12 protein-coding genes and 1 tRNA gene are annotated in these 20,388 nt (G+C 71.4%); 11 read left to right on the top strand and 2 right to left on the bottom strand.

Annotation, left to right across the window (positions count from 1 at the left end; all coding sequences use genetic code 11):
* Window positions 1-188: 188 nt before the first annotated feature.
* Window positions 189-875 carry a DegT/DnrJ/EryC1/StrS family aminotransferase gene (locus ADK86_RS33890; RefSeq protein WP_053700067.1) on the top strand — a complete coding sequence of 229 codons (687 nt, stop codon included), beginning with the start codon at window positions 189-191 and terminating at the stop codon, window positions 873-875.
* A gap of 98 nt (window positions 876-973) precedes the next feature.
* A tRNA-Thr gene (locus tag ADK86_RS33895) sits at window positions 974-1,046 on the top strand.
* A gap of 89 nt (window positions 1,047-1,135) precedes the next feature.
* Here the strand turns inward: ADK86_RS33895 and ADK86_RS33900 are convergent.
* Window positions 1,136-3,808, bottom strand: a complete 2,673-nt coding sequence (locus tag ADK86_RS33900; RefSeq protein ID WP_394297548.1) for a SpoIIE family protein phosphatase — start codon at window positions 3,806-3,808, stop codon at window positions 1,136-1,138.
* A gap of 258 nt (window positions 3,809-4,066) precedes the next feature.
* Here ADK86_RS33900 and ADK86_RS33905 point away from each other — a divergent pair, with 258 nt between their 5' ends.
* The 9 genes from ADK86_RS33905 (at window position 4,067) to ADK86_RS33945 (ending at window position 18,952) form a co-directional block, all read left to right on the top strand.
* Window positions 4,067-9,577, top strand: coding sequence for a HAMP domain-containing protein (locus tag ADK86_RS33905; protein WP_078952441.1), 5,511 nt, complete (start codon window positions 4,067-4,069; stop codon window positions 9,575-9,577).
* A gap of 253 nt (window positions 9,578-9,830) precedes the next feature.
* A complete protein-coding gene (locus ADK86_RS33910; protein ID WP_003983571.1) occupies window positions 9,831-10,493 on the top strand; it encodes a response regulator in 663 nt (220 codons plus the stop codon).
* Window positions 10,494-10,686: 193 nt separating this feature from the next.
* A complete protein-coding gene (locus ADK86_RS33915; protein ID WP_053700087.1) occupies window positions 10,687-13,494 on the top strand; it encodes a DNA translocase FtsK in 2,808 nt (935 codons plus the stop codon).
* Window positions 13,495-13,796: 302 nt separating this feature from the next.
* On the top strand, window positions 13,797-14,612 hold the full coding sequence (locus ADK86_RS33920; protein ID WP_053700069.1) for a helix-turn-helix domain-containing protein: 816 nt from the start codon (window positions 13,797-13,799) through the stop codon (window positions 14,610-14,612).
* A gap of 101 nt (window positions 14,613-14,713) precedes the next feature.
* The gene (rimO, locus tag ADK86_RS33925) at window positions 14,714-16,207 is read left to right on the top strand and encodes a 30S ribosomal protein S12 methylthiotransferase RimO (protein WP_053700070.1); all 1,494 of its coding nucleotides are present in this window, start codon (window positions 14,714-14,716) and stop codon (window positions 16,205-16,207) included.
* Window positions 16,204-17,004, top strand: a complete 801-nt coding sequence (gene pgsA, locus ADK86_RS33930) for a CDP-diacylglycerol--glycerol-3-phosphate 3-phosphatidyltransferase (protein ID WP_053700071.1) — start codon at window positions 16,204-16,206, stop codon at window positions 17,002-17,004. Before rimO ends, pgsA begins: the two co-directional genes overlap by 4 nt.
* A 93-nt stretch (window positions 17,005-17,097) precedes the next feature.
* Window positions 17,098-17,670: a CinA family protein gene (locus ADK86_RS33935; protein ID WP_053700072.1), complete on the top strand. Its 573-nt coding sequence runs from the start codon at window positions 17,098-17,100 to the stop codon at window positions 17,668-17,670.
* A gap of 109 nt (window positions 17,671-17,779) precedes the next feature.
* On the top strand, window positions 17,780-18,163 hold the full coding sequence (locus ADK86_RS33940) for a helix-turn-helix domain-containing protein (RefSeq protein ID WP_003983565.1): 384 nt from the start codon (window positions 17,780-17,782) through the stop codon (window positions 18,161-18,163).
* A gap of 318 nt (window positions 18,164-18,481) precedes the next feature.
* Complete coding sequence (locus tag ADK86_RS33945; protein ID WP_053700073.1) at window positions 18,482-18,952, top strand: Dps family protein; 471 nt, start codon at window positions 18,482-18,484, stop codon at window positions 18,950-18,952.
* 58 nt (window positions 18,953-19,010) lie between these two features.
* Here ADK86_RS33945 and ADK86_RS33950 read toward each other — a convergent pair whose 3' ends face one another.
* Window positions 19,011-20,114, bottom strand: a complete 1,104-nt coding sequence (locus tag ADK86_RS33950) for a methyltransferase domain-containing protein (RefSeq protein WP_234346197.1) — start codon at window positions 20,112-20,114, stop codon at window positions 19,011-19,013.
* Between the last annotated feature and the right edge of the window lie 274 nt (window positions 20,115-20,388).

Raw genomic sequence — 20,388 nt, forward strand, 5'->3', positions numbered from 1 at the left:
CCCGGAAGCTAAGCCTTTCAGCGCCGATGGTACTGCAGGGGGGACCCTGTGGGAGAGTAGGACGCCGCCGAACAATTATTCAGCTCCGGTCCCTGAACCTTCTGGTTCAGGGACCGGAGCTTTTTTGTTCTCACCACGCAGTCCATCGTGTTACTTCATGTTCACTTCATGTGGTCAGGATCCGCGGCATGGGGACAGTGGGAACGCTCAGGTCGGCCGGTGTCCGCGAAGGCGACGAGGTGGTGGTGCCGGCGTACGGGAACCCGGAGGTCGCCGAGGCGGTGGTGGAGCTGGGCGCGCTGCCGGTCTTCGCCGACATCGACGCCGACAGTTACTGCCTCGATCCGGCCGCGGTGGCCGACGCGATCACCCCGCGCACGGCGGCCGTCGTCGCCGTACATCGCTTCGGGCGGCCGGCGGACATGCGCTGGATCCGCGAGACGGGGCGGCGGCACGGGCTGCTGGTCGTCGCCGAGGACGAGCCCGGTGCCGGGCGCACGGACCAGGACGAGGTGCGGCGACGGCAGGAGCGCGCCGCCTACCTCGACGGACGGCTCACGGGCGTGACGCCGCCACCGGCCGCCGCGGGGCACACGTACGAGCAGTACGTGGTGCGCGTGCCGGGAAACGGGCGCCCTGACCGGGATGCGTTCGCCCGGGCGCTGCGCTCGCGCGGCGTCGCCTGCCGCGTGCCCGTACAGGCGCCCGTCTACCGCCTGCCGCGGCTGCGACGGGACGTGTACCTGCCGCAGACCGAGCGCGCCGTGGACGAGACGCTGGCGCTGCCGGTGCGTACCGCACTCTCGCGGCGGGAGCTGCAGCGGCTGGCCGGAGCCTGCAACGCGCTGGGCGGACTGCTGCAACCGGCGTTCTGAAAATCCCTTTTAGGGCGGGATGGGATGCGCCCCCGAAGCCTGCGGTACTCGATTTCGGATTATCGGAAGAGATCGGGTATGCTCTATTCCGTTGCCGCGCCCCAATAGCTCAGTCGGCAGAGCGTCTCCATGGTAAGGAGAAGGTCTACGGTTCGATTCCGTATTGGGGCTCAGAGGAAAAGGCCCCCGCCATCAGGCGGGGGCCTTTTTCGTATCCTCGGAAGGAGTGCCCGGAAGGGGCGGCCCGGCGGGCCCCCGGGTCACGCTTCGCGCGACACCTCGGGGACCCGCATGGCGAGAATGGCCATGTCGTCGGACGCGGGCTCGGCGGCGAACCGCTCCACCGCGCGCAGGATGCGGGCGGCCACCGCGCCCGCGGTCAGCCCCGTACAGGTCGTCAGCACATCCGTCAGACCGTCGTCGCCCAGCATGCGGGTGCCCTCGCGGCGCTCCGTGACGCCGTCGGTGACGCACAGCAGCACGTCGCCGGGGTCGAGGGTGATGGTCTGCTCGTACAGCTCCAGGTCGTCCATGACGCCGAGCAGCGGCTGCGGCTCGGCGGCCGGCTCGACCGTGCCGTCCTGGCGCAGGCGCAGCGGCAGCGGATGGCCCGCGCAGACGACCTTCAGGACGGCGCTGCCGTCGCGCTGTGGCCACAGCTCGCCGTACAGCAGTGTCAGGAAGCGGCTGCGGGCGCCCTCGTCGAGGATCGCGGCGTTCAGCCGTTCCAGGACGGCGGGGCCGCCGAAGCCCTCGCGGGCGAGCAGCCGCAGCGCGTGCCGGGCCAGGCCGGTGACGGCCGCGGCCTCCGGGCCCGTACCGCAGACGTCGCCGATGGCGAAGCCGTACGCGCCGTCCCGGATGGGGAACACGTCGTAGAAGTCGCCGCCGACCTCGTTGCCCTCGCCGGCCGCGCGGTAGATGACCTCGACCTCGACGCCCGGCACCTCAGGCAGTTCCGGAGGCAGCAGGCTGCGCTGGAGCGACTGGCTGATGGCCGTGCGCTCCGAATACAGGCGCGCGTTGTCCAGGGCGAGCGCGGCGCGCCGGGAGAGGTCCTCGGCGAGCTCCAGGATCTCCTGGCGGAAGTGCTCCTCGCTGGGCTTGCCGAGGGTGAGCATGCCGATGACGCGGTTCCGCGCGACCAGGGGCAGCACGACGGTCTCGCCGCCGACCGCCGAGGCGGTGGCCAGGCTGGCGCCGGGCCCCTTGGAGGGGCGGGCGGAGTCGCCGAGCCCCAGGCTGCGCAGGGAGGTGCGCAGGGCCGCGTCGTGCGCGGCGTCCGTGGGCGCGTTCCACAGGCGTGCGCCGGGCGTGGGCACCGGCTCGGGCGGGTCCACCTTCATCAGGAGCGACTTGAGGCCGTCGATACGGTCCTCGTCCTCGTGCAGCACGTAGGACAGCTCCGGCTCGGACGCCTGGTCCGCGACGGTGTAGACCGCGCACCACGTGGCGAGGGTGGGGACCGTCATCTGGGCCATCAGGGCCAGCGTCTGGTCCCGGTCCAGGGTGCCGGCGAGCAGGTCGGACGCCTCGACGAGGAAGGAGAGGGAGCCGCGGCGCAGCCGTTCCAGCTCGGTCAGGCGGGCCCGTTCGACGGCCAGCGCGATGCGGTCGGCGGCGAACTGGAGTCGCAGGGCCTCCTCGTTCGTGTAGCGGCCCGGGGCCTCCGCGGCGACGCCCAGGGAGCCGGTCAGCCGGCCCTCGACCTTCAGCGGGACGGTGACGACCGAGCGCATGCCCGTGCCGGAGAGCAGGGGCACGGCGCCCGGCACGGCGGTCAGGTCCTCGTGGACCGCCGGCATACGGGCGGAGCCGTAGCGCCCGGAGCCCGCCTCGACCGGGACCCGGGCGAAGCGCTGGCGGGCCGAGGGCAGGCCGGTGGAGGCGCGTACCTCCAGCTCGGTCTCGTCGTCGGTGGCCAGCAGGAGGTACGCGGCGTCGCCGTCGAGCATGTCGCGGGCGCGCTCGACGGTGCGCTGGAGCAGGCCGTCCAGGTCGTCGGGGGCCGGCGAGCCGATGAAGACCTCGAACGGGTCGGCGGGGCCGCGGCCCTCGGCCGGCTGGGCCGCCTGGTCGGGGGCCGGGGTGCGCGGCGGGCTCTGCAGGACGGCGCGCTCGTGGTCGCGCACCAGCAGGCAGACCGTGTACGGCTCCCCGTCGGCGTCGCGGACGCGCAGGTGGGAGGCGTACACCGGGACGACCCGGCCATCCGCGCCCCGTATGCCGTACGAACCCTCCCACCGGGACAGCAGCAGCGCCTCGGCGATGCCGGTGCCGGTGCCGGGGGTGTGCGGCCAGGCCGCGAAGTCGGTGAGCGGCTTGCCGACGACCTGCTCGGGGTCGTACGCGAACAGGTCGCGCGCGTCCTCGTTCCAGAAGCTGATGCAGCCGCCGCGGTCGACTTGGACGACCGCGACGCGGACCCGGCTGTCGGCGAGCGGCAGGACGTCCACGGGCAGCGCGGGGCCCGCCGAGCGGGTGCCCGCGGGGCGCTCGGGCAGGTCGAGCTGGAACCAGACGTGCTTTTGCGAGGCGGTGTACTCCACGCCCCAGCGGCTGGCCAGCGCGCCGCACAGCAGCAGCCCGCGGCCGCCCTCGCGGTCCGGATGGGCGAACGCGCGGCCGGTGTTCTGCAGGGGGATCTCCCGCTCCGGATAGCGGTCCGCGACCTCGATGCGCACGCCGTCGTCGCTGCGCAGGCACAGTACGTCGGCGGCGGTGCCCGCGTGGACGACGGCGTTGGTGACCAGTTCGCTGGTCAGGACGACGGCGTCGTCGACGATGTCGCCGTAGCCCCAGCCCTGGAGGGTGTCCCGCACAAAGGCGCGGGCGGTGGCGACCGAGCGGCCGACCGGCTCGAACGTGGCAGCGGCCCGCGCGGTGATCACTGGTCTCCTCATGCGTGTGTCGGTGATCTGCTCTCCCACCATGGCGGCGCCCCTCCGAAAAGCCTGGTGTGCTCGCCCACTGCCCGTGCTGGACGGCCAGGGCGGGTGGACAGCCGGATGCCAGGTTACTTACCTTCGCCGCGCGTGCGGATGCCGGTCACGTGTGTTTCCGCCCCGATCGTGCCCGGGACGATATGCGATGCTGCCGAACTGTTATGGCCTGGTTGGGCCATGGTGAAACACTGGGCAAGCTCAAAGAGAAGGCCCGGGTAGAACGGTCGACCCTGCGGGAGGGACACGGTGGAGTCTGGCGCAGCGGCGCGGGGCACGAGCACGCGCGCGAAAGGCGGACGTTCCCGGAGCAACGGGACGACTGAGGTGGATACGGCTGCGCTGAACCGGCTGCTGGCTGCTCTCGTCTCGATGCGTGACGGGAATTTCCGTAAGCGGCTGACGGTCTCCGGCGACGGAGCGATGGCGGAGATCGCCGCTGTTTTCAACGAGGTGGCGGACCGCAATCTGCACCTCACGGGAGAGCTGGCGCGGGTGCGCCGGGTCGTGGGGCGTGAGGGAAAACTCACGGAACGCCTGGAGGCCGGCGCCTGTGAGGGCTCCTGGGCGGCGGCCATCGACGCCTCGAACGCCCTGGTCGACGATCTCGTACGGCCGGTGTCCGAGGTGGGCCGGGTGCTCTCCGCGGTGTCCGAGGGCGACCTGGAACAGCGGATGGACCTGCGCTCGCGCGGTTCGGACGACAGTTCGGCGCATCCGCTGCGCGGCGAGTTCCTGAAGGTGGGCCGCACCGTCAACGGCCTGGTGGACCAGCTGTCGGCCTTCACCGACGAGGTGACGCGGGTCGCCAGCGAGGTCGGCACGGAAGGCAAGCTCGGCGGGCAGGCGCGGGTGCGCGGCATGTCCGGGTCCTGGAAGGACCTGACCGAGTCGGTCAACACGATGGCGTCCCGGCTGACCGCGCAGGTACGTGACATCGCTCTCGTCACCACCGCCGTCGCCAAGGGCGACCTGTCACGCAAGGTGACCGTCCATGTCGCCGGCGAGATGCTGGAACTGAAGAACACCGTCAACACGATGGTGGACCAGCTCTCGTCGTTCGCCTCCGAGGTGACGCGCGTCGCACGCGAGGTCGGTACGGAAGGCGAGCTGGGCGGCCAGGCGCAGGTGCCGGGCGTCGCGGGCGTCTGGAAGGACCTCACCGACTCCGTCAACCTGATGGCCGGGAACCTCACGGCGCAGGTGCGCGGGATCGCCCAGGTGACCACGGCGGTGGCCAACGGCGACCTGTCCCAGAAGGTCACGGTCAGTGCGCGCGGCGAGGTCGCGCAGCTCGCGGACACGATCAACACGATGACCGAGACGCTGCGTACCTTCGCGGACGAGGTCACCCGGGTCGCCAACGAGGTCGGCGCCGAGGGCCAGCTCGGCGGGCAGGCCCAGGTGCCGGGCGCGGCGGGCACCTGGAAGGACCTCACCGATTCGGTGAACAACGCCTTCCGCAATCTGACCGGGCAGGTCCGCGACATCGCGCAGGTGACGACGGCGGTCGCGAACGGTGACCTGTCGCAGAAGGTCACGGTCGACGTCGCGGGCGAGATGCTCGAACTGAAGAACACCGTGAACACGATGGTCGACCAGCTGTCGTCGTTCGGCGCCGAGGTGACGCGTGTCGCGCGGGAGATCGGGGTCGAGGGCGAGCTGGGCGGCCAGGCGGCGGTTCCGGGCGCCGCCGGGACGTGGAAGGACCTGACCGACTCCGTCAACACGGCCTTCCGCAACCTGACCGGCCAGGTGCGCAACATCGCGCAGGTGACCACGGCGGTGGCCAACGGCGATCTGTCGCAGAAAGTCACGGTCGACGTCTCCGGCGAGATGCTCCAGCTGAAGAACACCGTGAACACCATGGTCGACCAGCTGTCCTCGTTCGCCGACCAGGTCACCCGGATGGCGCGGGACGTGGGCACGGAGGGCCGGCTCGGCGGTCAGGCCCGGGTGGACGGCGTCAGCGGTACGTGGAAGGAACTGACCGACTCCGTCAACTTCATGGCGGGCAACCTCACCTCCCAGGTGCGGCAGATCGCCCAGGTGACGACGGCGGTGGCGCGCGGCGATCTGTCGCAGAAGATCGACGTGGACGCGCGGGGCGAGATCCTGGAGCTGAAGAACACCATCAACACGATGGTGGACCAGCTCTCGGCCTTCGCGGAGCAGGTCACCCGGGTGGCCCGCGAGGTCGGTACGGACGGCAGGCTCGGCGGCCAGGCCCAGGTGCCGGGCGTCGCGGGCGTCTGGCGCGACCTGACCGACTCGGTGAACGGCATGGCCGGCAACCTGACCGCCCAGGTCCGCAACATCGCGCAGGTCGCGACGGCGGTCGCGCGCGGTGACCTGTCGCAGAAGATCGACGTGGACGCCCGGGGCGAGATCCTGGAGCTGAAGAACACCCTGAACACGATGGTGGACCAGCTGTCGAACTTCGCGGAGCAGGTCACCCGGGTGGCCCGCGAGGTGGGCACCGAGGGCATCCTCGGCGGTCAGGCCGAGGTCCAGGGTGTCAGCGGTACGTGGAAGGACCTCACCCAGTCCGTCAACTTCATGGCGAACAACCTCACCTCCCAGGTGCGCAGCATCGGCGAGGTGACCACCGCGGTCGCGCGCGGCGACCTCTCGAAGAAGATCACCGTCGACGCCAAGGGCGAGATCCTCGAACTGGTCACGACCGTGAACACGATGGTCGACCAGCTGTCGCTGTTCGCCGAGCAGGTGACGCGCGTCGCCCGTGAGGTCGGTACGGAAGGCCAGCTGGGCGGCCAGGCCCGGGTCCCGGGCGTCACCGGCATCTGGAAGGACCTCAGCGACAACGTCAACCTGATGGCCAACAACCTGACCATTCAGGTGCGCAACATCTCCCAGGTCTCGGCGGCGGTCGCCAACGGCGACCTGACCAAGAAGGTCACGGTCGAGGCGCGCGGCGAGGTCGCGCAGCTCGCCGACACCGTCAACACGATGGTCACGACCCTGTCGTCGTTCGCCGACGAGGTCACGCGGGTGGCCCGTGAGGTGGGCACCGACGGCATCCTGGGCGGCCAGGCCCGGGTTCCCGGCGTCGCCGGTACGTGGAAGGACCTCACCGAGTCCGTGAACTCGATGGCGAACAACCTGACCGGCCAGGTCCGCAACATCGCCATGGTCACCACCGCCATCGCCAAGGGCGACCTCACCAAGAAGATCGACATCGACGCGCGGGGCGAGATCCTGGCCCTGAAGACGACCATCAACACGATGGTCGACCAGCTCTCCTCCTTCGCCGAGCAGGTCACCCGGGTGGCCCGCGAGGTGGGTACGGACGGCCAGCTCGGCGGCCAGGCGCAGGTGCGCGGCGTGGCCGGCACCTGGAAGGACCTGACGGAGTCGGTGAACGAGATGGCGGGCAACCTGACCCGCCAGGTGCGGGCGATCGCCGCCGTCGCCGCCGCGGTGACCCTCGGCGACCACAACGTGCGGATCGACGTGGACGCGGCGGGCGAGATCCTGGAGCTCCAGGACAACGTCAACACGATGATCGCCACGCTGCGCGAGACCACCCTCGCCAACGAGGAGCAGGACTGGCTCAAGGGCAACCTGGCCCGTATCTCCGGCCTCATGCAGGGGCGCCGCGACCTCAAGGACGTGGCCACGCTCATCATGAGCGAGCTGTCCCCGGCGGTCTCGGCCCAGCACGGCGCGTTCTTCCTCGCCGCGCAGCCCGGCGACAGCAACGAGATCGGCGCGGACGGCGGTGAGCCGGGCGCCTACGAGCTGCGGCTGATGGGCTCGTACGGCTACTCCATGGGCGCCATGCCGACGACGTTCCGGCCGGGGGAGACCCTGATCGGCACGGCGGCGGCCGAGAAGCGCACGATCCTGGTGGAGAACGTGCCCTCCGGCTATCTGAAGATCGCCTCCGGGCTCGGCGAGGCCCCGCCGGCCAATGTGATCGTGCTGCCGGTGCTCTTCGAGGACAAGGTGCTCGGCGTGATCGAGCTGGCCTCCTTCCAGCCGTTCACCCAGATCCAGAAGGACTTCCTCAGCCAGATCGCGGAGATGATCGCGACCAGCGTCAACACCATCTCCGTCAACACCAAGACCGAGATGCTGCTCAAGCAGTCGCAGGAGCTGACCGAGCAACTCAAGGAGCGCTCGGGCGAATTGGAGAGCCGCCAGAAGGCGCTGGAGCTGTCCAACTCCGAGCTGGAGGAGAAGGCCGAGCAACTGCGCGCGCAGAACCGCGACATCGAGGTGAAGAACACCGAGATCGAGGAGGCGCGGCAGGTCCTGGAGGAGCGCGCCGAGCAGCTGGCCGTCTCGATGCGCTACAAGTCGGAATTCCTGGCGAACATGTCGCACGAGCTGCGCACCCCGCTCAACTCACTGCTGATCCTCGCCAAGTTGCTCGCCGACAACGCCGAGGGGAACCTCTCCCCGAAGCAGGTCGAGTTCGCCGAGACCATCCACGGCGCCGGTTCCGACCTGCTCCAGCTGATCAACGACATCCTGGACCTGTCGAAGGTCGAGGCCGGCAAGATGGACGTCAGCCCGACGCGCATCGCGCTGGTGCAGCTCGTCGACTACGTGGAGGCCACCTTCCGGCCGCTGACCGCGGAGAAGGGACTCGACTTCTCCGTACGGGTCTCCCCCGAGCTGCCCGCCACGCTGCACACCGACGAGCAGCGGCTGCTCCAGGTGCTGCGCAACCTGCTGGCCAACGCGGTGAAGTTCACCGACAGCGGCGCCGTGGAGCTGGTCATCCGGCCGGCCGGCGACGACGTGCCGACGGACATCCGCGAACACCTGCTGGAGCACGGCGCGCTGCGCGACGCGGACGCCGGCATGATCGCCTTCTCGGTGACCGACACCGGCATCGGCATCGCCTCCAGCAAGATGCGGGTGATCTTCGAGGCGTTCAAGCAGGCGGACGGCACGACCAGCCGCAAGTACGGCGGCACCGGCCTCGGCCTGTCCATCAGCCGGGAGATCGCGCGGCTGCTCGGCGGCGAGATCCACGCCGCCAGCGAGCCGGGCCGCGGCTCCACCTTCACGCTCTACCTGCCGCACAACCCCGGCGGGCTGCCGCCGCAGGGGTACCCGCAGCTGGTCGCGGGCGGGCTCGCGATGGACGCCGAGGCGCGGGACGCGGAGCTCGGCCGGGACGCCGCCGAGGAGGCCGCGCAGACCGGCGTGGCGCCCTCCCGGGGCAGCGGGCCGGAGCCGAGGCGGCGCCGTCGCCCGGCGGCCGGTGCGGGGCCGCGGCCGGAGCTGCCGCCCGCGCCCACGCCGCCGGCGGCACCGCAGCCGGTCGAGGAGCCCTCGCAGACGCCTGCCGAGGAGCCCTGGATCGGCAACGGCCAGGACCTGGTGCCGTCCGGCTTCGACGGCGGCTTCCACGGCGAGAAGGTGCTGATCGTCGACGACGACATCCGCAACGTCTTCGCGCTCACCAGCGTGCTGGAGCAGAACGGCCTGTCCGTGCTGTACGCGGAGAACGGCCGGGAGGGCATCGAGGTCCTGGAGCAGCACGACGACGTGGTGCTGGTCCTGATGGACATCATGATGCCGGAGATGGACGGCTACGCGACCACGGCCGCCATCCGGCGCATGCCGCAGTTCGCCGGGCTGCCGATCATCGCGCTGACCGCGAAGGCGATGAAGGGCGACCGGGAGAAGAGCATCGAGTCCGGCGCGTCCGACTACGTGACCAAGCCGGTGGACACCGACCACCTGCTGACGGTGATGGAGCAATGGATGCGCACGCGGTGACACGTTCGTCAAATGAGACTCGTAAGGTTCCCCGCATGTTGACTCAGTGTGGCCGGCCACGTGTGGGAGAGCGGTATTCGGGGAACCTTCTGGTCTCTCACTGCGTTTGTGCTACGTGCACAGTGACATCGCGGTGACAGGGTGTGGCGACAGGCGGGGTGCGGCTACGATGACCGGCACAAGGACGGGCGGCATGACAGAGCCGTCCCCTGGGGCGGCGTCCGGTTCATTGCCGGGGCGAGGAGGACGGGCCATGGTGCAGAAGGCCAAGATCCTCCTGGTCGATGACCGGCCGGAGAATCTGCTGGCGCTGGAGGCGATCCTCTCCGCGCTCGATCAGACACTGGTGCGGGCATCGTCCGGGGAGGAAGCGCTCAAGGCACTGCTCACCGACGATTTCGCGGTGATTCTGCTCGATGTGCAGATGCCGGGGATGGACGGGTTCGAGACGGCGGCGCACATCAAGCGGCGCGAGCGTACCCGCGACATCCCGATCATCTTCCTCACCGCCATCAACCACGGCCCGCACCACACCTTCCGTGGTTACGCGGCGGGCGCGGTCGACTACATCTCCAAGCCGTTCGACCCGTGGGTGCTGCGCGCCAAGGTCTCGGTCTTCGTCGAGCTGTACATGAAGAACTGTCAACTGCGGGAGCAGGCGACGCTGCTGCGCCTCCAGCTGGAGAGCGGCCGGGCGGCCGCTGACGAGTCGGCCAAGGAGCCGGCGGGGCTGCTCGCCGAACTCTCCGCCCGGCTCGCGGCCGTCGAGGAGCAGGCCGAGGCGCTGTCCAAGCAGCTTGACGAGTCGGCGGACGCGGCGGCCATCGCGACCGCGGCGCATCTGGAGCGCAAGCTCACCGGACTGCGGCGGGCGCTGGACGCCTTGGAGCCCGGCACGGGCAACGGAGCCGCCTGAGCGGCGCTGTGCGGCGCCGCTGACGGCCTGCGGGCTCCCGGGCCGCGGTGGAGCCTGACGCGCCATCACCAGCCCTGTGTACGGCCCGCTTCGCCGTTCACCGGCGCGAAGTGCCCGGCCCCGGGCCGCGACACGAATGGGTGAAGGCCCGAGCGCTCGTGTCACTGTGGCCGTCGCCTGTAATCTCGTCACCATGGCCTCACGTACGTCCGGCAAGGGTTCCCAGAGCACGGCGGGCCCCTCGAAGCAGCGCGCCGGACAGCCCGGGGGCGCCGCCAAGAAGGCCGCCGCGAAGAAAGCACCGGCGAAGAAGGCGCCGGCTCCGGCCAAGAGGGCGCCCGCCAAGAAGACCGCTCCGGCCAAGCGCGCGCCGGCCAAGAAGGCCGCCGCCAAGAAGGCGCCGCCCAAGCCGGCCCCGTCGCCCACCGGCGGCGTCTACCGCCTGGTGCGGGCCTGCTGGCTCGGGCTGGCGCACGCCGTCGGCGCGATGTTCCGCGGCGTCGGGCGCGGCGCGAAGAACCTCGACCCCGCGCACCGCAAGGACGGGCTGTCGCTGCTGCTCCTCGCCCTCGCGCTGGTCATCGCGGCCGGCACCTGGTCCAACCTCGACGGCCCGGTCGGCGACCTCGTCCAGCTGCTGATCACCGGCGCCTTCGGCCGCCTCGACCTGGTCGTACCGATCCTGCTCGGCGGCATCGCGCTGCGCCTGATCCGGCACCCGGAGAAGCCGGAGGCCAACGGACGCATCGTGATCGGCCTGTCCGCGCTGGTCATCGGCGTCCTCGGACAGGTCGCCATGGCCTGCGGATCGCCCGGCCGGGGCGACGGCATAGCGGCCATACAGGACGCCGGCGGCTATGTGGGCTGGGTCGCGTCCAAGCCGCTGATCTTCACCGTCGGCCAGACCCTGGCGGTGGCGCTGCTGGTGCTGCTCACCGTCTTCGGCCTGCTGGTCGTCACCGCCACGCCCGTCAACGCCATCCCGCAGCGCCTGCGCCAGCTCGGCGCCCGGCTGGGCCTGGTCGAGGTGTACGAGCCCGAGCCGGTCGCCGAGGAGCCGTACGCCGACGACTGGCGCGAGCAGCCGCGGCGCGGCGCCCGGCGCGCGGCGCCCGAGCCGGACCCCGCCGGCGACCCGGACGCCATAGAGGAGGCGGCACTGGCCAAGCGCCGCCGCAGCCGCCGTACGCCGCTCCAGCCCGCCGACCGGCCCATGGACGCCGTGGACGTGGCCGCCGCTGCCGCCGCCTCGCTGGACGGCGCCGTGCTGCACGGCGTGCAGCCCTCGCCCCTGGTCGCCGACCTCAGCAGCGGCATCTCCGGCGAGCGCGACGAGACGCAGGACACGTCCGGGCGGCCGTCCGACAGCGGCTCGGTGCCGCCCGCCCGCGGCGCCGGGCAGAGCGGCGCCGGACAGAGCGGCGCGGACCGGTCCTCCTCGGGGTCGGTGCCGGACTTCACGAAGTCCGCCCCCGAACCGTCCGGCGAGCTGCCCGCACGGGCCGAGCAACTGCTGCTGTCCAACGACATCACCTACTCCCTGCCGTCGCTCGACCTGCTCACCCGCGGCGGCCCCGGCAAGACCCGCAGCGCCGCCAACGACGCCGTCGTGGAGTCGCTGACCACCGTCTTCCAGGAGTTCAAGGTCGACGCGGCGGTCACCGGCTTCACCCGCGGCCCGACGGTCACCCGGTACGAGATCGAGCTGGGCCCCGCGGTCAAGGTCGAGAAGATCACCGCGCTGGCCAAGAACATCGCGTACGCCGTCGCGAGCCCCGACGTGCGGATCATCAGCCCCATCCCCGGCAAGTCCGCGGTCGGCATCGAGATCCCCAACAGCGACCGGGAGATGGTCAACCTCGGCGACGTGCTGCGCTCGGCCGAGTCGGTGGGCGAGGACCACCCGCTGCTGGTCGGCCTCGGCAAGGACGTCGAGGGCGGGTACGTCTCCGCCAACCTGGCGCGGATGCCGCACATCCTCGTCGCGGGCGCCACCGGCTCCGGCAAGTCGTCCTGCATCAACTGCCTGATCACCTCGGTGATGGCGCGCGCCACCCCCGACGAGGTGCGGATGGTGCTGGTGGACCCCAAGCGCGTGGAGCTGACCGCGTACGAGGGCATCCCGCACCTGATCACCCCGATCATCACCAACCCCAAGAAGGCCGCTGAGGCCCTGCAGTGGGTCGTGCGCGAGATGGACCTGCGCTACGACGACCTGGCGGCGTACGGCTACCGCCACATCGACGACTTCAACGCCGCCGTGCGCAGCGGCAAGCTCAAGCCGCCGGAGGGCAGCGAGCGCGAGCTGTCGCCGTATCCGTACCTGCTGGTGATCGTGGACGAGCTGGCGGACCTGATGATGGTCGCGCCGCGGGACGTGGAGGACTCCATCGTCCGCATCACCCAGCTCGCCCGCGCCGCCGGCATCCACCTGGTGCTCGCCACCCAGCGGCCGTCGGTGGACGTGGTCACCGGCCTGATCAAGGCCAATGTGCCGTCCCGGCTGGCGTTCGCGACCTCCTCGCTCGCCGACAGCCGGGTCATCCTCGACCAGCCCGGCGCGGAGAAGCTGATCGGCAAGGGCGACAGCCTGTTCCTGCCGATGGGCGCGACCAAGCCGGTGCGCATGCAGGGCGCGTTCGTCCAGGAGGACGAGGTCCAGCAGGTCGTCCAGCACTGCAAGGACCAGATGGCGCCGGTCTTCCGGGACGACGTGACGGTCGGCACGGCCAAGAAGAAGGAGATCGACGAGGACATCGGCGACGACCTGGACCTGTTGTGCCAGGCCGCGGAGCTGGTGGTCTCCACCCAGTTCGGGTCCACGTCCATGCTCCAGCGCAAGCTGCGCGTCGGCTTCGCCAAGGCCGGGCGGCTGATGGACCTGATGGAGTCGCGCAACATCGTCGGGCCGAGCGAGGGATCCAAGGCGCGCGACGTCCTGGTGAAGCCGGACGAACTGGAAGGCGTACTGGCCGTGATCCGGGGGGAGACGCCTTCGTAGAAGTTGTGCCGGGCCGACGGCGGGTGGCGACGGCGGAAGTCCGGGGGCCGCGCTCCCGGACCACCCGTACGAGGGATTCGGTTCACTCGCCGAAGAGCGTAAGCAACCGTTTCTCCCGTCGCTACGTCAAGTTGAGGGAGGTGGTGGGAGGATGCTGCACCATCGGGACCCGGACCGGGCGTCCGGCGGCCTCACGTGGCCTTCTGATGGCGTACAAAGTCCGCTCTTCCGCTTGCCCGACCCTTTCGGTACACCCCTAGACTGAACCTCCAGCAGGTGGCTCACGCTCGAAAGGCGCCCCCGTGTCCATCGGCAACTCCCCCGAAGACGACCGGCCCTCCATCGGCCGCGCCCTCCAGCAGGCCCGTATCGACGCAGGACTGACCGTCGACGAGGTCAGCGCCACGACACGGGTGCGCGTGCCCATCGTCAACGGCATCGAGCAGGACGACTTCTCGCGCTGCGGCGGCGACGTCTACGCACGGGGACACATCCGCACGCTCGCCCGCGCCGTCGGCCTCGATCCGGAACCGCTGATCGCCCGATTCGACGGGGACCGCGGCGGCCGGCCCGAGCCGACGCCCGCCGCGCCGCTCTTCGAGGCCGAGCGCATCCGGCCCGAGCGGGGCCGCCCGAACTGGACCGCCGCGATGGTCGCGGCCATCGTCGCGGTCGTCGGATTCGTGGGCTTCACCCTCTTCAGCGGCGGCGGCAAGGGCAGCGCGGTCGCCGAGGGCGACAACACCGCGGCGCCGGTGCAGCCGACGAAGCCCGCCGCCGGCAAGTCCGGCAAGAAGCCCAAGCCGACCACCGTGCCCGGTCCGGGCGCCTCGGAGAGCGCCGTCGCGGGCGTGCCGAAGGACCGGGTCACCGTCAAGATCACCGCGAAGGACGGGCAGAGCTGGATCTCCGCCAAGGACGCCAACGGCCGCCTGCTGGAGGACGGCCTGCTCAAGAAGGGCGAGTCCAAGACCTTCACGGACAAGAAGCGCATCGATCTGGTCGTCGGCAACGCCGGAGTCGTACAGCTGTTCGTCAACGGCAAGGAGATCGAGAAGGTCGGCGACAAGGGAGCGGTCGAGCGGCTGAGCTACTCGGCGGGGCCGCAGGCGGGCTGAGCAGGGCTCCCATGGGGCCGGACGGCCCGGCCCCGGGCGGCGGACGGAGCGGGGCAACCCTGGCAGCGATAGGGGCTGCCGGGACAAAGTAGGCTGACTCCATGCCCGAACGCCGTACCGTCGCCCTTGTCACTCTTGGCTGCGCCCGTAACGAGGTGGACTCGGAGGAGCTCGCAGGCCGCCTGGCAGCGGACGGCTGGGAGCTCGTCGAGGAAGCCGCCGATGCCGATGTCGCCGTCGTCAACACCTGCGGATTCGTCGAGGCCGCCAAGAAGGACTCCGTCGATGCCCTGCTGGAGGCCAACGATCTGAAGGACCACGGCCGCACCCAGGCCGTGGTGGCCGTCGGCTGCATGGCCGAGCGGTACGGCAAGGAGCTGGCCGAGGCCCTGCCGGAGGCCGACGGCGTGCTCGGTTTCGACGACTACACCGACATCTCCGACCGGCTGCGGACGATCCTGAGCGGCGGCAACGTCGAGGCCCACGCCCCGCGCGACCGCCGCAAGCTGCTGCCGATCAGCCCGGCCGAGCGGCAGGACGCCGCCGGCGTGGCGCTGCCCGGTCACGGCGACACCGCGCCGGCCCCGGCCCCCGCCGACCTGCCCGAGGGCGTGGCGCCCGCCTCGGGCCCCCGTGCGCCGCTCCGGCGCCGCCTGGGCACCAGCCCGGTGGCCTCCGTGAAGCTGGCCTCCGGCTGCGACCGCCGCTGCTCCTTCTGCGCCATCCCGTCCTTCCGCGGCTCCTTCATCTCGCGCCGCCCCTCCGACGTGCTCGGCGAGACGCGCTGGCTGGCGGAGCAGGGGGTGAAGGAGATCATGCTGGTCTCCGAGAACAACACCTCCTACGGCAAGGACCTGGGCGACATCCGCCTGCTGGAGACGCTGCTGCCGGAGCTGGCGGCCGTCGACGGCCTGGAGCGCATCCGGGTCAGCTACCTCCAGCCCGCCGAGATGCGGCCGGGCCTGATCGACGTGCTGACGCAGACCGAGAAGGTCGCCCCGTACTTCGACCTGTCCTTCCAGCACTCGGCCCCGGGCGTGCTGCGCGCCATGCGGCGCTTCGGCGACACCGACCGCTTCCTCGGCCTGCTGGAGCAGATCCGTGCGAAGGCCCCGCAGGCCGGCGCCCGCTCGAACTTCATCGTCGGCTTCCCCGGCGAGACCGAGGAGGACGTGGCCGAGCTGGAGCGCTTCCTGACCGGGGCGCGACTGGACGCGATCGGTGTGTTCGGTTACTCGGACGAGGACGGCACCGAGGCGGCCACGTACGACAGCAAGGTGCACCCGGACGAGGTCGCCGAGCGCCTCGCGCGCATCTCGCGGCTGGCCGAGGAGCTGACCGCGCAGCGCGCCGAGGAGCGGCTCGGGGAGACCCTGACCGTCCTGGTGGACAGCGTCGACGAGGAGGACGGCATCGTGGGGCGGGCCGCGCACCAGGCGCCCGAAACCGATGGCGTGACCCTGCTGCGGACCTCACTCGACCTTGCGCCGGGACGTATGGTCGAAGCAAAGGCCGTGGCGAGTGAAGGCGTCGACCTGGTGGCCGAGGTGCTGTCGGTGGACGGCGTGCCGTGTACTGAGGAGGCGGGCAGATGAGCGGAGTCCCGGCTTCCGCGGCCGGTGGGCACCACCGCCCGGCGCCGGCCGTCCGGACGGCCGGGCTGTGGAACATCGCCAACGTCCTGACCATGGTGCGGCTGGTCCTCATTCCGGCCTTCGTGCTGCTGCTGATGCACGGCGACGGCTACGACCCGGCCTGGCGCTCGTTCGCCTGGGCGGCCTTCGCCATCGCCATGATCACCGACCTGTTCGACGGCCATCTGGCGCGCCAGTACAACCTGGTCACGGACTTCGGGAAGATCGCCGACCCGATCGCGGACAAAGCGATCATGGGAGCGGCGCTGATCTGCCTGTCCGTGCTGGACGACCTCCCGTGGTGGGTGACCGGCGTCATCCTCTTCCGCGAGCTGGGCATCACGCTGATGCGCTTCTGGGTGATCAGACACGGCGTCATCCCCGCCAGCCGCGGCGGCAAGCTCAAGACGCTCGCGCAGGGCACCGCCGTGGGCATGTACGTCCTCATGCTGAACGGGCCGCTGGCGACGTTCCGGTGGTGGGTGATGGCGGTCGCCGTGGTGCTGACCGTCGTGACCGGGCTGGACTACGTACGGCAGGCGGTCGTCCTGCGGCGTGCCGGGCTGGCCGAGGCGCGCGCGGTGCAGGCGCAGGAGCGGGCCAGGACGGCCGCGGAGGCGCACGCGGTACGCGACGGGGAGCCGGCCGGGAGCACCGCCGAGGTGCATGGCGCGGAGCCTGCCGGGAGCGCGGTGCGGGCCGAGCGGCGGTCCGGGGCCGCGGCGGAGGCCCGGGACGACGGGGACTCCGTACGGTGAGGCCGGTGGCTTTCCGTACGGTGGTGCCCGGTGCGGGCCCGGCACGCGCGTCGCTGACGGCCGCTGGGACGACCTTCCGAAGTGGCTGTGGAAATGCCCGCTGATCCCGCGCAGGAGGCGGCCTCCGGGGACTTTCCGGGTGCGGCCGCCGAAGTGACGGCCGTGGCCGCGCGGGCACTCGACGTGCTCGCGGCGCGCGGGGCGAGCCTGGCGGTGGCCGAATCGCTGACGGGCGGCCTGGTAGCCGGGGCCCTCACCGGGGTACCCGGAGCCTCCCGGGTCTTCCGGGGCTCGGTGACCGCGTACGCCACCGCGCTCAAGCGGGACGTCCTGGGCGTGGACGGCGCGCTGCTGGACGACCGCGGGGCCGTGGACGCGGAGGTTGCCCGCCAGATGGCCCGTGGTGTAAGGCGTGTGCTGGGCGCCCACTGGGGTATCGCCACTACAGGGGTTGCCGGCCCCGACCCCCAGGACGGACAGCCCGTGGGCACGGTCTTCGTCGCGGTCGCCGGACCGGGCGGCGCGGGCGGTGTACGACGGCTCACGCTGGACGGCGATCGGGAGCGGATCCGCCGGGACACCGTGGCGGCGGCACTGGCGCTGCTGGTGAGCGAACTGACAGAGAATGCGGCGGCACAGGATACGGAACAACGGGGGGAATTTTGATGTTTACAGCCCTGAGTGAACACGAACTCGCGCCCCGCACGGCCGAGGCCCGAGGCGGTACGGTGGGGCGAGAAGGATCCGGATCCGAGGTCCGAGGAGGGAGCCAGCGATGATTCTGCTTCGTCGCCTGCTGGGTGACGTGCTGCGCCGACAGCGTCAGCGCCAGGGCCGCACCCTGCGCGAGGTCTCCTCCTCCGCCCGGGTGTCGCTCGGTTACTTGTCCGAGGTCGAGCGGGGACAGAAGGAAGCCTCTTCCGAACTGCTCTCGGCGATCTGTGACGCGCTGGATGTGCGCATGTCCGAGCTGATGCGCGAGGTCAGCGACGAGCTGGCGCTCGCCGAGCTGGCCCGCTCCGCGGCCGCGAGCGAGCCGGTGCCGGCACCGGTCCGCCCCAAGCTGAACTCGGTGTCCGTGGCCTCGCTGGCCGGTGTCCCCGAGGACCGCGTGACGATCAAGGCCCCCGCGGAGGCGGTCGACGTCGTTGCGGCCTGAGCCGTCGCATCCCCCCCCGGATCCGCACGGTCACCTTTGGCCCACCCGGCCGAGGTGGTCGCCGTACCTCCCCTCCTCAGGCGCCGACCATGCGCCCCACACGACTTCCCTGAGCCCCGTCCGGCAGCCGCCGGGCGGGGCTCAGGGCTTTCCCGGATTCTTCGGGCGGACGGGGCGGGGCCGGTCGGCGGGACTTAGGTCCTCACTTGGGGGCGGCCAGGTATTACCGCGGCGCGGCGGGGTACCCGATCAGTACAGACAGGATCAATTAGCTGGACAATGGGCGAAGGGAACAAATCGCCCGAAAAGGAGTCATGGATGTCTGTCGTCAAGAGCACGCTGTCCGACGACGACCGCAAGGTGGTCGGGGACGCACTGCAGGGAGCCCTCGTCGACCTGGTGGATCTCTCGCTCGTGGCGAAGCAGGTCCACTGGAACATCATCGGCCCGCGTTTCCGTTCCGTACATCTGCAGCTCGACGATGTCGTGGACACGGCGCGCTCGTACGCCGACACCGTTGCCGAGCGGGCCTCGGCGATCGGCGTGTCGCCGGACGGCCGGGCCGAGACGGTCGCGAAGACCAGCGGCATCGACACGGTGCAGGACGGCTGGATCAAGGACGCCGAGGTCGTTCGCGTCATGGTCGACGCGCTCGGTGCCGTCATCGCCCGGATGCGGCAGCGCATCAAGGAGACGGACGAGCCCGACCCGGTGACCCAGGACATCCTGATCGGCCTGACCGCCGACCTCGAGAAGCACCACTGGATGTTCCAGGCCGAGTCCGCCTGAGCGGTCCCGCCGTACGGCTGAATCAGCGCCCCTGACGAGGTCAGGGGCGCTCGGCCGATCAAGGGGCGACCGGCGGCCCCTGAACCTGGACCCGGTGGCCTGCGGCGGTGACGGTGAGGCCGTGGCCGGCGACGCGGGGCTCGCCCGCGCGTACCCACTGCCGGTGGGCCGCGGCCACCTCGTCCCAGAGACGGCGCGGCCCGTGCTGCCGTACGGGGAAGCGGGCGGTCTGCCGGCCGTCGTAGTCCACGGACGCCCACGAGGCCGCGGCGTCGTCGGCCAGCCACAGGCGGGTGTGCGCCTGGTCCGTCGCGGTGTCCCAGGAATGCCACACATCGGGCACCCGAAGACCGACGGCGAACTGCGCGTCGAGATCCTCGCCCGCCACGGCCCACGGGGACAGCCCCGTTTCGGACCGGCAGGGCCGCTGCCCGTCGCGCAGGATGTCGCGGTCGAGGTCGCTCTCCGCCCGCCGGCCGCGCATCACCATGTACGAGCCGTAGCCCGCGAAGCGCCCGTCGGCGGTGCCGTCCGCGCGGCGGGTGAGGACGAGTGTGCCGTACGTGATCCAACTGGTGCTCCACGGCACGACGAGGCGGGCCCCGGGCAGCGTCTGCGCGCGCCAGGCCGCGGGCACGGCGCGCACGGAGCACGTGGCGATGATCCGGTCGTACGGGGCGGCAGCGGCGTGGCCCAGCGCTCCGTCGCCGGTGACGACGGTGGGCGCGCGCCCCACGCCCTTCAGGTTGGCGCGAGCGGTATCGGCGAGTACGGGATCGACCTCGACGCTCAACACGCGATCGTCCCCGAGCCGGTGTGCGAGCAGCGCGGCGTGGTACCCGGTCCCGGTCCCGATCTCCAGCACCCGCTGCCCGTCGGCGATCCCGGCATCCTCCAGCATGCGCAGCACCGTGCCGGGCGCGGAGGCGGACGAGGTGGGTTCCCGGAACCCGTCGGCGTCCTCCCTGATCTGTGTCACAAGCGGCGCGTCACTGAACGCCGCCTCGCCCCAGCGCTCCGGATCCACGGCGCGGTCGCAGGGCGCGTAGCCCCCGTTGCCGTCCCGGAGCCAGATCCGGTCCGGCAGGAATCGATCGCGGGGCACGGCGCGTACGGCATCGGCCCATGGTGGCGCGACGGGGTGGCCGAGGGCGTCGGCCACTTGGGAGAGGAGGGTTTCGGGGGAGGGGCGGGGGCAGGGGCACGGGGCTGGGGGCGTGGTCACTCCTGGTCGGCTGGGGCGCGGGTGGCGGGACCCCGACGCTAGTGGAGCGTGCGGCTCCGGTGTGAGGGCGCACGTCCCGCGCACCGGGGTGTGTGATCGTTACGGGAGCGGCGGACGTGCGCCGCCACCGCACCGTGCGGAGCGCCCCGCGGCCGGGTACCCGGGTGACCGGGGCGCCGCCGTCCGCCCCGTGCGGCAGGCGCGTCGGGGT

Source organism: Streptomyces sp. NRRL F-5755 (assembly GCF_001279365.1).
GTDB lineage: Bacteria > Actinomycetota > Actinomycetes > Streptomycetales > Streptomycetaceae > Streptomyces > Streptomyces rimosus.

Bases quoted from the DNA above. Each gene is read 5' to 3' on its own strand.
- ADK86_RS33940 (WP_003983565.1), top strand. From the start codon at position 17,780: ATGATTCTGCTTCGTCGCCTGCTGGGTGACGTGCTGCGCCGACAGCGT.
- ADK86_RS33900 (WP_394297548.1), bottom strand. From the start codon at position 3,808: ATGGTGGGAGAGCAGATCACCGACACACGCATGAGGAGACCAGTGATC.
- pgsA (WP_053700071.1), top strand. From the start codon at position 16,204: ATGAGCGGAGTCCCGGCTTCCGCGGCCGGTGGGCACCACCGCCCGGCG.
- ADK86_RS33890 (WP_053700067.1), top strand. From the start codon at position 189: ATGGGGACAGTGGGAACGCTCAGGTCGGCCGGTGTCCGCGAAGGCGAC.
- ADK86_RS33945 (WP_053700073.1), top strand. From the start codon at position 18,482: ATGTCTGTCGTCAAGAGCACGCTGTCCGACGACGACCGCAAGGTGGTC.
- ADK86_RS33910 (WP_003983571.1), top strand. From the start codon at position 9,831: ATGGTGCAGAAGGCCAAGATCCTCCTGGTCGATGACCGGCCGGAGAAT.
- ADK86_RS33915 (WP_053700087.1), top strand. From the start codon at position 10,687: ATGGCCTCACGTACGTCCGGCAAGGGTTCCCAGAGCACGGCGGGCCCC.
- rimO (WP_053700070.1), top strand. From the start codon at position 14,714: ATGCCCGAACGCCGTACCGTCGCCCTTGTCACTCTTGGCTGCGCCCGT.
- ADK86_RS33935 (WP_053700072.1), top strand. From the start codon at position 17,098: ATGCCCGCTGATCCCGCGCAGGAGGCGGCCTCCGGGGACTTTCCGGGT.